The sequence below is a fragment of the Methylobacterium gossipiicola genome (assembly GCF_900113485.1).
Classification (GTDB): Bacteria; Pseudomonadota; Alphaproteobacteria; order Rhizobiales; family Beijerinckiaceae; genus Methylobacterium; species Methylobacterium gossipiicola.
The window spans coordinates 116,525-130,515 of the sequence record NZ_FOPM01000006.1 but is presented as its reverse complement, the minus strand read 5'-3'; the positions used below and the strand labels follow the sequence as shown (position 1 = coordinate 130,515).

Annotated in this window: 12 protein-coding genes; 6 read left to right on the top strand and 6 right to left on the bottom strand. The window is 69.5% G+C overall.

All coding sequences use genetic code 11. From position 1 onward, the window contains the following. Positions 1-78 precede the first annotated feature (78 nt). Entirely contained in the window at positions 79-477 is a 399-nt protein-coding gene (locus BM249_RS07060) for a DUF3775 domain-containing protein (RefSeq protein ID WP_091970329.1), read from the top strand. A 186-nt stretch (positions 478-663) separates the two neighbouring features. Beyond that, positions 664-1,314, top strand: coding sequence for a transglutaminase-like cysteine peptidase (locus BM249_RS07055; RefSeq protein WP_091970328.1), 651 nt, complete (start codon positions 664-666; stop codon positions 1,312-1,314). Between the two features lie 12 nt (positions 1,315-1,326). Here BM249_RS07055 and BM249_RS07050 read toward each other — a convergent pair whose 3' ends face one another. After that, positions 1,327-1,647, bottom strand: coding sequence for a DMT family transporter (locus BM249_RS07050; RefSeq protein WP_091970326.1), 321 nt, complete (start codon positions 1,645-1,647; stop codon positions 1,327-1,329). Between the two features lie 192 nt (positions 1,648-1,839). Here BM249_RS07050 and BM249_RS07045 point away from each other — a divergent pair, with 192 nt between their 5' ends. Then, positions 1,840-2,166, top strand: coding sequence for a hypothetical protein (locus tag BM249_RS07045; RefSeq protein ID WP_091970324.1), 327 nt, complete (start codon positions 1,840-1,842; stop codon positions 2,164-2,166). Positions 2,167-2,465: 299 nt separating this feature from the next. Here BM249_RS07045 and BM249_RS07040 read toward each other — a convergent pair whose 3' ends face one another. The 4 genes from BM249_RS07040 to BM249_RS07025 all read right to left on the bottom strand — a co-directional run bounded on the left by BM249_RS07040 (position 2,466) and on the right by BM249_RS07025 (position 8,033). Beyond that, the gene (locus BM249_RS07040; RefSeq protein WP_091970322.1) at positions 2,466-4,544 is read right to left on the bottom strand and encodes a putative bifunctional diguanylate cyclase/phosphodiesterase; all 2,079 of its coding nucleotides are present in this window, start codon (positions 4,542-4,544) and stop codon (positions 2,466-2,468) included. A 245-nt stretch (positions 4,545-4,789) separates the two neighbouring features. Continuing rightward, the gene (locus BM249_RS07035) at positions 4,790-5,914 is read right to left on the bottom strand and encodes an ABC transporter permease (RefSeq protein ID WP_091970320.1); all 1,125 of its coding nucleotides are present in this window, start codon (positions 5,912-5,914) and stop codon (positions 4,790-4,792) included. 427 nt (positions 5,915-6,341) lie between these two features. Next, entirely contained in the window at positions 6,342-6,782 is a 441-nt protein-coding gene (locus BM249_RS07030; RefSeq protein WP_244528628.1) for a DUF4112 domain-containing protein, read from the bottom strand. Positions 6,783-6,878: 96 nt separating this feature from the next. After that, the gene (locus BM249_RS07025) at positions 6,879-8,033 is read right to left on the bottom strand and encodes an aminotransferase (RefSeq protein WP_091970316.1); all 1,155 of its coding nucleotides are present in this window, start codon (positions 8,031-8,033) and stop codon (positions 6,879-6,881) included. 316 nt (positions 8,034-8,349) lie between these two features. Between BM249_RS07025 and BM249_RS21575 the strand changes: the two genes are divergently transcribed. From BM249_RS21575 to BM249_RS07015, 3 genes are all read left to right on the top strand, one after another. After that, a complete protein-coding gene (locus BM249_RS21575; protein ID WP_177232345.1) occupies positions 8,350-8,490 on the top strand; it encodes a hypothetical protein in 141 nt (46 codons plus the stop codon). Positions 8,491-8,718: 228 nt separating this feature from the next. After that, a complete protein-coding gene (locus tag BM249_RS07020) occupies positions 8,719-10,128 on the top strand; it encodes an MdtA/MuxA family multidrug efflux RND transporter periplasmic adaptor subunit (protein ID WP_091970314.1) in 1,410 nt (469 codons plus the stop codon). Between the two features lie 91 nt (positions 10,129-10,219). Next, on the top strand, positions 10,220-13,339 hold the full coding sequence (locus BM249_RS07015; RefSeq protein WP_091970312.1) for an MdtB/MuxB family multidrug efflux RND transporter permease subunit: 3,120 nt from the start codon (positions 10,220-10,222) through the stop codon (positions 13,337-13,339). 194 nt (positions 13,340-13,533) lie between these two features. Here BM249_RS07015 and BM249_RS07010 read toward each other — a convergent pair whose 3' ends face one another. Continuing rightward, positions 13,534-13,875 carry an endonuclease domain-containing protein gene (locus BM249_RS07010; RefSeq protein ID WP_091970311.1) on the bottom strand — a complete coding sequence of 114 codons (342 nt, stop codon included), beginning with the start codon at positions 13,873-13,875 and terminating at the stop codon, positions 13,534-13,536. Positions 13,876-13,991: the final 116 nt, after the last annotated feature.

Genomic DNA, 13,991 nt, shown 5'->3' with positions numbered 1-13,991 from the left:
GGCGAACCGTTGCGGCCGTCGGGGGTTGTGCCTGCTGAAGGCCGCCGCGTCGGGCGGCTGAGCGCATGGGACACGTTCATGGACATCGCCGTCGACACCGTCACCGAGATCATCCTGCGCCTGCGCGCCATCGAGGTGAAGGAAGGGCCGACGGACCCGGATTCCGGTTCGAACGCCATCGACGACGGCGCCACCGACGTGCTCACCTCCGGGACCGACGACGCCACCGAGGAGGAGGTCCGGGCGATGATCGGCGCGCTGAACGACGACGAGCGCGCCGACCTCCTGGCCCTCGTCTATGTCGGGCGCGGCGACATGGAGGCCGAGGAATGGCGCGACGCCGTGCGCTTCGCCCGCGAGCGCGAATCCGTCGGTGAGGGCGCCGCCCGCGAACTCCTCGGCACCCCCAACGCCGCCGATCTCCTCTCCGAGGGCCTGGCCAATCTCGGCATCACCCCGGACCTGCCGCAGGCTTGAGCCGACCGCGACATCCGCGGGATCCGACGCCTCGCCGCTCGCCCGGCGGGGCGTCGTCGTGTTCGGGCCACCCGCCGCGCCGACTCGGCTATCCACACCGTTAACCTTTTCTTAACCCTGCGATTGCCGTGGCCCGGACGGCGTGAGACGTTTCGTTAACGAAAGATTAACGGGACGGACCGGGCCATGCGGACCTCAGTTTCGACGTTCTCGACGACGGCCCGGCGCCTCGGGCGCCTGATCGGTCTGCTCGGGGTCCTGGGGGCGCCCGGCGCGGCCCAGGCCCAGACCTTCGCGTCCCTGCCCGTCACCCCGAGCCTGCTGATCGCCGGTTCGGCCGCCCGGCCCATCGCCGCCTGGGTGACGTTCTGCGAGGGCTATCCCCGGGAATGCGCCGTGGACCGCACCGAGCCCGCCAGCATCGCGCTCACCCCGGCCGTGTGGTCGACCATCCTGGCGGTGAATGCCCGCGTGAACCGGTCCGTGCGGTCGGTGACCGACATGGACCACCGCCGCGTCCCCGACCATTGGGATCTCGCCGAGGACGGCTCGGGCGACTGCGAGGATTTCCAGCTCCTCAAGCGCAAGCTGCTGGCCGAAGCCGGGCTGCCGCGCCGGGCCATGCGGATGACCGTGGTCATCGACGAGAAGGGCGAGGGCCACGCCGTGCTCACCCTCGTCACCGACCGGGGCGACTTCATCCTCGACAACAAGACCAGCACCGTCCACGGCTGGCGCCAGACCGGCTACACCTTCATCAAGCGCGAGAGCCAGGACGTGCAGGCCTGGGTGTCGCTGGGCCGCGCCGCCTCGCCGGCCACCACCGCGAACCGCTGAACCGCCGCGTTCTCACGCGGAGCTCGCGAGCTTCATGGTCACGAGGCCGGAGACGATGAGCCCGGCCGCGACGATGCGGGCGGGGCTCGCCTCCTCGCCGAGCGCCACGATGCCGAGCACGAAGGCGCCCACGGCGCCGATGCCCGTCCAGATCGTGTAGGCGGTGCCGAGGGGCAGGGTCCGCATGGACAGGGCGAGGAGCCCGACGCTGCCCAGCATGGTCACGGCCATGATCGCCGTCGGCCAGGGCCGCGTGAAGCCCTGGGACAGCTTCATGGCGTAGGACCAGGCGACCTCGAGGAGGCCCGCGGCGACGAGACAGATCCAGGCCATGGCGCCCTCCGTTCCGGGCCGTCCCGGTCCCGTGATGCACGGGGCCCGGCGCGGCCTCGCCGGCTGTCTTGCGGTGGGTGGGACCGGATGGCAACCGGCCTGTCCCGAAATGGGACGGATCCGCGCGGGTGGTTCTTCAAGCCCTGTTAAACACCTTCGGGCGAGGGTTTCCCCATGGGGGAACCACCGACGATGACGATCCGTGCCGGCGCCGCGTGCGCGCTCCTCCTCACCCTGGCCTGCGGATATCCCGGCTTCGCCCGGGCCGGTGAGGCCGCCGATCTCCACGCCGCCTGGCGGGGATGCCTACAGCGCAGCTTCGCCGCGCAGGCGGCCCAGACCTCCCGCGCCGACGCCGTTGAGGCGTCCCTGCGCGCTTGCCGGACCCGTGAGGCGGCCTACCTCGCCGCCCTCTCGACCTCGCCGCTCCTCGACGACGAGGACGTCGCCCGCGCCCGGCCCGCCCTCATCCAGAAGGCCAAGGGCTGGCTCCTCGCGGGCGCCGCCCGTCCGCTCTAGAGTATCGGCCCGAAAGGCGGGAACCGGATTTCGGGCCGATGCGGCCCAATAGCTTGAGAGCGTCGTCCTGGATCTGATATCCAGGACGACGCTCTCGTGCTGTGACGCAATCACTTCGTTCATGCGCCAGAGCACGAGGCTTTTGCATCAATTTTCCCAGACACGGCTGAAGCCTCCGTCTGGATCGATGCCCTCGGGCCGGTGCCCATCCGGGTTCGAAGGTTCGGCCCTTCGCCGATCCGGGGCAAGGCCCCGGAGAGTGTCGGGCGGCCCATCCCCGACATCGTGGGATCGGGCCGTCATGCGCTGCGCGGGTTCGCGCGCGCCTCGCGGGGTTCCCGGATCGCGCGGGTGCGGATGAGGGCCGCCAGGGCGGCCGGCGGCAGGGCCTTGCCGTAGAGATAGCCTTGGCCCTCGTGGCAGCCCATCTCCCGCAGGATCGCTTCCTGCCCCTCGGTCTCGATCCCTTCGGCGATGACGTCGAGACCGAAGCTCTGGGCCATGAGCAGGATGGCGCGGATGATCTGGGCGTCGTGACGGTCGTTGAGGACGTCGCGCACGAAGCTGCGGTCGATCTTGAGCCGGGTGAGGGGAAAGCGTTTGAGGGACGCGAGGGAGGCGTAGCCCGTGCCGAAATCGTCGAACGCCACGGCAACGCCCTCGGCGTGCAGGGCATGGATCGATTCGAGGGTCGCGTCGTCGGCCTGGAGGGCGATGCGCTCGGTGACTTCGATCTCGAAATCCGAGGGCGCCATCCGGTAGCGGGCGAGGGCGTTGCGCACGTCCCGCGTCAGGGTGCCGGCCCGCAACTGGGCGGCGAAGAGGTTGACGGCGATCCGGATCGGCGGGAGGCCCGCCGCCCGCCACTGCGCCGCCTGCCGGCAGGTCTCCTCGATGATCCAGCCGCCGATATCGGCGGCCATGGGATGGGCTTCGAGGGTCGACAGGAACATGCCCGGCAGCAGCAGGCCGCGCGTGGGGTGCCGCCAGCGCAGCAGGGCCTCGGCGCCGACGATCTGCCCCGTGGCGAAGGCCACCTGCGGTTGGTAGTGCATCACCAGTTCGCCCGCCGCCAGGGCGCGGCCGATTTCATCGTGCAGGGTCCGTCGGGCGATCACCGCGCTGCGCATGGCCGGTTCGAACAGGCGGATGCCGCGCCGTCCCTCGTTCTTGGCCTGATAGAGGGCGAGATCCGCGTCGGTGATCAGCGTGTTCGCATCCGTCCCCGGATGGGTGCCGATGGCGAGGCCGAGGCAGAGGCCGACCCGGAAGGTGTGGCCGACGACCTCGAACGTCTCTTCGAAGGCGTCGACGACCCGCCGCGCCAGGGCCGTGGCCCGGATCGGATCGCCGCAGGCGGGGACGAGGAGTGCGAACCGCTCACCGCTGAGGCGCGCCACGGTGGCGACCGCCGCGCAATGGGCCGACAGGCGCGCCGCGACGGCCCGCAGCAGGGCGTCGCCGGTGGCATGGCCGAAGCCGTCATGCACGTCCTTGAAGTTGTCGAGGTCGAGCTTGATCACCGTCGCGGGCCCCTCCGCCAGGGCGGCCGCGACGCATTCGAGGAACCGTGCCCGGTTGGCGAGGCCCGTGAGACTGTCGAAATGGGCCATCCGCACGAGTTGCGCGTCACGGATACGCCATTCGGAGATGTCGCGCATGGTGGCGCCGACGCCGATCCGGCCGTTCTCCCGCCAGACCGACAGGGAGAATTCGATGGGAAACGCCGTGCCGTCGCGGTGGAGGCCGACGAGTTCGTAGGCGTGGCCGAGGGCCGTCGCGTCGAGGTCGTTCGCCAGCTTGGCGAAGGTCTCGCGGTAACTGGCCTGGAGCGAGGCGGGGAACAGGAAATCGAAGGTCCGGCCGATCATCGCCTCGGGTTCGTAGCCGAACAGCGTCCCGGCGGCCTGGTTGACGAACGTGATGGTGCCTTCGGCATCCGCCGTCATCAGGGCGTAGACCGCCGCCTCCGCGAAGCCGCGCACGAACTCGTCCGTCCGCGTCCGCGCCGCCTGATCGAGCTTTTCGGCGGCGAGCTCGGCGAAGGCCGCGAGTTGCGCGGTCTGCGTCGCGTCGAGGGCGAGACGCGGCCGCTCGTCCCCGACCCAGAGTTCGCCGAGGCGGTTTCCGTCGGCCCCCATCAGGGCGGCACAGGCGTGGAAGCCGTCCGCCGCCACGCCCGGCATCCGCCCGTCGAGGCCATGGGCGGCCCGCACCGTCCGGGTCTGCCCGGTTCCGAGGGAGAGCCACGCCATGGGCAGCCCGAGGCAGGCGGCGGCAAGGGCCGTGATCCGCGCGAGACTGGACTCGACGCCCGTCGTTTGAACCGGGCTGGCCTCGGACGGGCACCGGATGTCCTGTGGGGCGCTGAGGGGCATGGCGGAGGGAGGTCCGGCGGGGATTTTGTCACATTCGACAGTTACAAGCGGAGCTTAGAGAATCGTTTCCTGGCGCTCCATTTCTCGATCGATCCCGTGGCTTGTCCCGGTTCGCGTCGTGAAGGCCCGGGGTCTCGGCGGCGTTCGATCGAGAAAGATCGGATGGCGAAGCTCGCGCGGCGCGCGAGGGCTACCGAATTCCGGCCTGCCGAAGGATGCGACCGGCGCCGGGATGATCCGGGCGATCAGCCGAACGATTTTCGTGGATCGAAGGCGTCGCGCACTGCCTCGCCGGCGAAGACGAGGAGGCTCAGCATCGTCGCCACCACGATGAAGCCCGTGAGCCCGAGCCACGGCGCCTGGATGTTCTCCTTGCCCTGGGCGAGGAGTTCGCCCAGCGACGCCGAGCCCGGCGGCAGGCCGAATCCGAGGAAGTCGAGGGACGTCAGGGTGCCGATGGAGCCGTTGAGGATGAACGGTAGGAAGGTAAGCGTCGCCACCATGGCGTTGGGCAGGAGGTGGCGGCTCATGATGCGGACGTTGGAGAGGCCGAGCGCCCGGGCGGCGCGGACATACTCGAAGTTGCGCGCCCGCAGGAACTCGGCCCGCACCACGCCCACCAGGGACACCCACGAGAACAGCAGCAGGATGCCGAGCAGCACGAAGAAGCCCGGTTCGATGAAGGCCGAGATGATGATGATGAGGTAGAGGGTGGGGATGCCGCTCCAGACCTCGATGAAGCGCTGGAGCGCGAGGTCGACCCAGCCGCCGAAATAGCCCTGCACCGCCCCGGCGATCACGCCGATCACCGAGGAGATCAGCGCCAGGATGAGGCCGAACAGCACCGAGATGCGAAAGCCGTAGATGATCCGCGCCAGCACGTCGCGGGTGGTGTTGTCGGTGCCGAGCCAGTGCATTTCGAGGTCGGCGCAGGGTTTGCCCGCCGCCGCGCACTGCGCCTCCGTCAGCATCCAGGTCGGCGGGGAGGGCGACGGCGTCGGCAGCCCGTCGATGATGGTGTCGTAGGAATACGGGATCGGCGGCCAGATCGCCCAGCCGTGTTCGGCGATCTCCTGGCGCGTCTCGGCCGAGCGGTAGTTCGGTTTCGCGTAGAAGCCGCCGAACTTCTCGTCAGGGTAGTCGATGAGGACGGGAAACAGGATCTCGCCCTTGTAGGAGACGACGAGGGGCTTGTCGTTGGCGATCACCTCCGCGAACAGGCTCGTGCCGAACAGGCCGGCGAAGATCAGGAAGGACCAGAAGCCGAGGCGGTTGCGGCGGAAGTTCGAGAGCCGCCGCCGCCACAGGGGCGAGAGCCAGCCGGTGCGGGCCGGGGCCGGGGCCTCGCCGAAGGTCGCGATCCGGTTCATCGGCGGCCCCGTGCGGTGGGTGCTGGTGTCATGCGGCATCCGTTGGCGGGGGCGGGCGCGGTGCGGCGGCTCCCCCGGGGCTTGGGCAGGGTTATGGCGAAAGGGGTGCGGGGTCGAACGCGGGGCGAGCGCGCTTCGCCGCTTCCCACAACCGCTTTCGAGAGCCGCGACGAGATGGCATCGACCGCGACGGGCTCCCTCTCCTGAAAGGAGAGGGTTGGGGTGAGGTGTGGTCCGTCTCCGGAAAGGTCGCACACCTTACCCTGTCCCTCTCCTTTCAGGAGAGGGGACCCGCGCCATGTCGAAATCCGGCAGAACCTCCCATGGGGCAGGAGGCACGCGCCTGCGTGCGCCCCATCGAAGCGGCGAGCCCGATCTTTCGGCGACACCACATCGTCAACGCAGCAGCAAACGGCCGGCGCGCGCCTCAGCCGTCGATCCGCACCGCCGTGCCGTCGATCTCGCCCGGTCGTAAGCCCCCGGTCTTTTCCAGGTGCCGGCGCAGCAGGGCGACGTTGCGGCGGTTGGCCTTGAAGACGGCGTCGAACAGGTCGCCGGCGAGCGGCACCACGCCGAGCGCCCCGTCGATCACCACGTTGGCCATCATCCGGGCGACCAGCCAGCGCGGGGCGCCGAGTCGGCGCGCCTCGTTGACCACGTAGGAGGCGATGAGCATGCCGGCGACATCGCCGATGATCGGCACGAGGCCCACGACGGCATCCATGCCGACGCGGCGGTTGATCCCCGGAATCAGGAAGGCCGAGTCCATGAGGTGCGCGAGGGCTTCGAGACGCAGGAGCGTCGCCTCGCGGTCGTCGGCCCGGGGCCGGAACGGCGTCGCCGCGCCGGGGCCTCGGGTGAAAGGCATTGTCGGGTCCGGGCGAAGGCGCTGCGTGCTCATGCGGAGAAATGTGGACCCGGCTCCCCCCGGCCGCAAGCCGCCCCCACGGCGCGCCGCGAGGCATCACGCCGCCGTCCGGGCGACGTCGCCGAGGCGGTCGAGGGCGGCGTCGAGGGTCGCGTCGGATTTGGCGAAGCACAGGCGCACGATGTGGCGCACGGGGTCGGCATCGTAGAAGGCGCTGACGGGGATCGCCGCGACGCCGTGGCGCCGCACCAGGGCGTCGCAGAACGCGACGTCGTCGGAAAAGCCCAGGGCCGCGATGTCGATGTTGAGGAAGTAGGTCCCGGCCGACGGCAGCACCGTGAAGCCGCGCGCGGCGAGGCCGGCGCTCAGGCGGTCGCGCGAGCGGGCGAAGCGGGTCCGCATGGCGGTGAAATAATCGTCGTCCTTGGCGAGCCCGTACGCCACGGCCGTCTGCAGGCAGGGCGGGGTGGTGAAGGTGAGGAACTGGTGGGCTTGCGCCACCGCCTTCAGGAGCGGGGCCGCCGCCATGACGAAGCCGACCTTCCAGCCCGTCAGCCCGAAGATCTTGCCGGCCGAGCCGATCTTCACCGTGCGGTCCCGCATCCCCGGCAGGGCCATCAGGGGGCAATGCGTGGCGCCATCGAACACGATGTGCTCCCACACCTCGTCGCACACGGCGACGACGTCGTGGCGGGTGCAGAACCGGGCCAGCAGGCTCAGGTTCTCGCGGCCGAACACCGTGGCGCTGGGGTTGAGCGGGTTGTTCAGCACCACGAGCTTCGTGCGGTCGGAGAACACGGCCGCGAGGGCCTCTTCCTCCAACTGGAAATGCGGCGGCGCGAGGTTGACGATGCGGGGCACGCCGCCGGCCTGGCGCACCAGGGGCAGGTAGGCGTCGTAGAGGGGCGCGAACAGCACCACCTCGTCGCCCGGCGCGATGAGGCCGATGAGGGCGGCGGCCAGGGCCTCCGTGGCGCCCGAGGTCACCATCACCTCGGTCTGCGGATCGAGGGCGAGATCCTGGTGATGCCGGTAATGCGCCGCGACGGCGGCGCGTAAGGACGGCAGCCCCATCATCGGCGGATATTGGTTGTCGCCGTCGAGCACGGCCTCCGCCGCCTTGCGCCGCACGTCCTCCGGCCCCGGATCGTCCGGAAAGCCCTGGCCGAGGTTGATCGCCCCGAGGTCGCGGGCGAGGCCCGACATCACGGTGAAGATGGTCGTCGGCAGGTTCGCGAGGACGGGGTTCATGGTTTCGGTGGGTGACGGCGGACGGGCCGGATGCGTAACACGGGGGCTCCACGGGGCGAAATGTGCGGCCCCGCACGCGGGCGCCGGGACGCCCCTCCCTTTCGACTGACGAATGTTGACATTCATCACCCGTGATCTACCTTCTCGTCATGGCCGGAGCGGCGGCGGCTCCTGCGGGACTACGCCCCCTCGTCTCACGAGGGCGGCCGACGCTCCGGTCATGGTTCAGAAGTTCCCGATCATGAGAAAGGCCGTCGCCCCCCTCGACGGCCTTTTTTCGTGCCGCCATCGTGGGGCTGTGGCAGGACGAAGCGCCATGCGAACCCGGACCTGCCTCCTCCTCGCCGTCGCCACGGCCCTTCTCGGCCTCGGCCTGCGCCGCCTTATGCCGGTGGCGCCCGTGGACGCGGAATACCGCGCCGTGGTCCGGGCCTACGATCCCGCCCTGCGGCCCTGATCCTCCGTCCGCGCTCGGCGCAGCAACACGGGGGAAACGCGGATGCCGTACTGGCGACGCATTGGACCGCCAGAGAGGCGCCATGCCGCGCGACCACGAGAGTTCGAGGAGCCCCACCCCCGTCCGCCCGGGTGCGACGATGCCCCGAACTGGCCGGCGGCGCGGCGCGATCCACATCGGGACGACGCCGTTTCGCCAGGGCCCCGCGCCCGATGACGCCGGGACACCATGAACGAGAACTCCCCGATCCGCACCGAGACCGCGCGGGACTACGCCGCTCCGGCCGAGACGCAGGCGCCCGCCGCGCGGCGGGGACGCGGCTGGCTGTGGCTCGTCCTGCTGCTGCTCCTCGCGGGCGGCGGATACTATGGCTACCGCACGCATTACGCGCCCAAATCCGAGGGCACGACGGAGGCGTCCGGCGCCCGCAAGGGCGGCCGGGGCGCCGGACGCCACGGCGAGCCGGCCCAGGCCGTGGGCATCGCCACCGTCACCTCCGGCGACGTGCCCATCGTGCTGGCCGGTCTCGGCACGGTGACGCCGCTGGATACCGTCACGGTGCGCTCGCAGATCAGCGGCTACCTCATGGAGGTCGGCTTCCGCGAGGGCCAGACCGTGAAGAAGGGCGACTTCCTCGCCCAGATCGACTCGCGGATCTACGAGGCGCAGCTCGCCCAGTACCAGGGCCAGCTCATGCGCGATCAGGCGCAACTGCAGAATTCGAAGCTCGATCTCGCTCGCTTCCAGCGCCTGTCCCAGCAGGATTCCATCGCCAAGCAGAACGTCGACACGCAAGCCGCCCTGGTGAAGCAGAACGAGGGCACGGTGGCGGCCGATCAGGCTCTGGTCGATCAGCAGAAGCTCAACATCGCCTATACCCGCATCGTCTCGCCCGTGGACGGCCGCGTCGGCCTGCGCCAGATCGATCAGGGCAACTACATCACGGCCGCCTCGACGGCCCTCGTGGTGGTGACGCGCCTGCACCCGATCTCGGTGGTGTTCACCCTGCCCGAAGACGACGTCGCCAAGGTGATGCGCCGCCTGCGCGCCGGCGCCAAGCTCACCGTCTCGGCCTACGACCGCGGCGACACCAAGGTGCTGGCCACCGGCACGCTCGAGACCGTGGACAACCAGATCGACACCACCACCGGCACGGTGAAGCTGCGCGCCCTGTTCGACAACACCGACGACGCCCTGTTCCCGAACCAGTTCGTCAACGCCAAGCTCGTCGTCGACACCGTGCGCGACGCGCCCATCGTTCCCACCGCCGCGATCCTGCGCGGCACGCCCGGCACCTACGTCTACCTCCTGCAGGGCGACGACAAGGTCGTGGTCCGTCCCATCACGCTCGGCGAGGCGGATGGGAGCCGCACGGCGGTGACGGCGGGGCTCAGTGTCGGCGACCGCGTGGTGGTCGACGGCACCGACCGTCTTCGCGATGGCGCGAGCGTGCGGGTGACCGAGGGCGGAACTCCTTCGCCGGGGGCGGCGGGGCCGAAGCCCGAAGGCGCCAAAGCGGAAGCCGCCAAACCCGAAAGCGCCAGACCCGAAGACGCCAAGGCCGAGGCTGCGAAGGCCGACGCCGTCGCCCCCGAGGGCCAGAAGCGCGAACGCCGCCGGCGCCCGGCCGCGCCATGAGCACGGCCGTCGCTTCACCGCTGGGGATCGTGGGCGAGCCCCCGTTTCCTTCTGGCGCTCTCGAGGATCGCGCAGGCGGCGCGGGCACCCCATGAACCCCTCCCGCCTGTTCATCCTGCGCCCCGTCGCCACCACGCTGTTCATGCTGGCGATCCTCATGGTGGGGATGGTGTCGTACCTGAACCTGCCCGTCTCGGCCCTGCCGTCGGTGGATTACCCGACGATCCAGATCCAGACGTTCTATCCCGGCGCCAGCCCCGAGGTGATGACCTCGGCGGTCACCGCCCCGTTGGAGCGCCAGTTCGGCCAGCTCGCCAACCTGAATCAGATGACGTCGCAGAGTTCGGCGGGCGCCTCCGTCGTCACCCTGCAGTTCAGCCTCGATCTGCCCCTCGACATCGCCGAGCAGCAGGTCCAGGCGGCCATCAACGCCGCCGGCAATCTCCTGCCCGCCGACCTGCCGGCCCCGCCGATCTACGCCAAGGTGAACCCGGCCGACGCGCCGATCCTCACCTTCGCCCTGACCTCGAAGACCATGCCCCTCACGGAAGTGCGGGATCTCGCCGAGACGCGGCTGGCCCAGAAGATCAGCCAAGTGGCGGGCGTCGGCCTCGTCAGTACCGGCGGCGGCCAGCGCCCGGCCATCCGGGTGCGGTTCAACGCCCGTGCCATGGCGGCCTACGGCCTGAACATCGACGACCTGCGCACCACCATCACGAATCTCAACGTCAATACGCCGAAAGGCACCATCGACGGGCCGACCCAATCCTACGCCATCAACGCCAACGACCAGATCCGCGACCCGAAGGCCTACGACGACGCCATCATCGCCTACAAGAACGGCGCCCCGGTGAAGCTGTCGGACGTCGCCGACGTGGTGGCGGGTCCGGAGAACACGAAGCTCGGCGCCTGGGCCGGCGAGGTCCCGGCGGTCATCCTCAACATCCAGCGCCAGCCCGGCGCCAACGTCATCGCGACGGTGGACAAGATCAAGAAGCTGCTGCCCCAGCTTCAGGCGACCCTGCCGGCGGCCATCCAGGTCGGTCTGCTCACCGACCGCACGGTGACCATCCGGGCCTCCGTCCACGACGTGCAGGTGGAACTGGCGCTCGCCATCGGCCTCGTGGTGCTGGTGATCTTCCTGTTCCTGCGCAGCGTCTCCGCGACCCTGATCCCGAGCCTGTCGGTGCCGCTCTCCCTCGTGGGCACCCTCGCGGTGATGGACCTCTACGGGTTCTCCCTCGACAACCTCTCCCTCATGGCGCTGACCATCGCGACGGGCTTCGTCGTCGACGACGCCATCGTGGTCATCGAGAACATCGCCCGCCACGTGGAGGAGGGGGATTCGCCCTTGGAGGCCGCGCTCAAGGGCAGCCGCGAGATCGGCTTCACCATCATCTCGCTCACGGTCTCGCTCATCGCCGTCCTCATCCCGCTGCTGTTCATGGGCGACGTGGTGGGGCGCCTGTTCCACGAATTCGCCATCACGCTCGCCGCCACCATCGTGATCTCGGCGGTGGTGTCCCTCACCCTGGTGCCGATGCTGTGCGCCCGCCTCTTGAAGCACGAGCCCGCCGGCCAGCGACGCGAGGGCGTCTTCGCCCGCCTGGCGCGGGGCGCCATGGACGGGGTGATCTCAGGCTATGGCCGGATGCTGCGCGTCGTCCTGCGCCATCAGGGCCTGACGCTGCTCGCGACGCTGGCCACCGTGGCGCTGACCGCCTACCTGTTCGTGGTGATCCCCAAGGGGTTCTTCCCCGTGCAGGATACCGGCGTCGTCCAGGGCATCACCCAGGCCGACCAGACCGTGTCCTACGCCGCCATGGCGGAGCGCCAGCGCACCCTCGCGAGCCTCATCCTCAAGGATCCGGACGTGGCGAGCCTGTCGTCGTTCATCGGCGTCGACGGCCAGAACGTGACGCTCAATTCCGGCCGCTTCCTCATCAACCTCAAGCCCCACGAGGATCGGACCGCGACGGCGGCGGAGGTGATCGCGCGCATCAAGGCGGCGACGCAAGGGGTGGCGGGCATCCGCCTCTACCTGCAATCGGTGCAGGATCTCACCATCGACACGGCGGTGAGCGCGACGCAGTACCAAGTGATCCTCGAGAACCCGAACCTCACGGAGTTCGAGACCTGGGTTCCGCGCTTCGTGCGCCAGCTCTCCGCCTCGCCCCTGGTGCAGGATGTGGCGAGCGACCTCCAGGCGAGCGGGTTGGCCGCTTACGTCACCATCGACCGGGCAACCGCCGGGCGCTACGGCATCACGCCGGCCACCGTGGACAACGCCCTCTACGACGCCTTCGGCCAACGCATCGTCTCGACGATCTTCACCCAGTCGAACCAGTACCGGGTGATCCTCGAAGCCGATCCCGACCTGCACAAGACCATCGAGAGCCTCGACCACATCTACCTGCCGTCCTCGACGGCGACCTCCGGTCAGGTACCGCTCTCGGCGGTGGCTCAGGTGAGCGAGCGGCGTGCGCCGCTCCTCATCTCGCATCTCGGCCAGTTTCCGGCCACCACCGTGTCGTTCAACCTCGCCCCCGGCGCGGCTTTGGGCGACGCCGTGGCGGCCGTGGACGCGGCGGCGAAAGCCATCGACCTGCCGCCGAGTTTCCGCGTGGTGCCGCAGGGCTCGGTCTTCGCCTTCCAGTCGGCGCTGTCGAACCAGCTGTTCCTCGTCATCGCCGCGATTGTCACCGTCTACATCGTGCTGGGCGTGCTCTACGAGAGCTTCATCCACCCCATCACAATTCTCTCCACCCTGCCGTCCGCCGGCATCGGCGCCTTGCTCGGCCTGATGCTGTTCGGCCTGTCGCTGGACATCATCGCCGTCATCGGCATCGTGCTCCTCATCGGCATCGTGAAGAAGAACGCCATCATGATGATCGACTTCGCGCTCCAGGCCGAGCGCGAGGCGGGGATGAGCCCCCGCGACGCCATCTACGAGGCCTGCCTCCTACGCTTCCGCCCGATCCTGATGACGACGCTGGCCGCCCTGTTCGCCGCGGTGCCGCTCATCATGGGCACGGGGGTGGGCGCGGAACTGCGTCAGCCGCTGGGCATCGTCATCGCGGGCGGCTTGATCGTCTCCCAGGTGCTGACGCTCTTCACCACCCCGGTGATCTACCTCGCCTTCGACCGCCTGGAACGCCGCCTCACAGGCCGCCGCACGGGCGGCGCGGGCAGCGTCGAGGCGCTGTCGTGAGGAAGGCCCCCCCCTCAATCTCCGACGCATGTGGCGCGGGTCCCCACACCTCTCAGGAGAGAGACAGGGTGAGGTGTGTGACTTTTCCGGAGAGGTCACACACCTCACCCCAACCCTCTCCTTCCAGGAGAGGGGGCCGGTTGCGCTTCGCGTCGACTCTTTATTGCATTCACCTCCCACCTCGATTGGCCGCGTCACAGGTGATCGCGGCGAAGCACGGCCGCCAGGATGGTTTCGCGCACGCCGTCGAGGTTGTCGCGAAGGTCGATGTTGTTGACCCGGATCACTTGGAAGCCGGCGGCTTCGATCACGCGCGTTCGCTCTGCGTCATGTCTGAGCGCTGCGGGACTCCCGTGGGTGGCGCCATCGACCTCAACCACCAGCTTCGCTTTCAAGCAGGCGAAGTCCACGACGTACCGATCGACGGGGTGCTGCCGGCGAAACTTCCAGCCATTCAGTCGAGACCCGCGCAGACCCCTCCAAAGTGTGGCTTCCGCACCCGTCGGGGTTCGTCGCAGGAGCGTGGCGCGGCTCATCGCTCGTCCCCGTTCGCTTTCAAGCCGTGCACCATGCCGAACAGGATGGTGGCGAATCCGTCCGTGGGTCCAGACGCTGCGGTCTCACCCCATCCCATCCGGGACGCCTTCGCTGG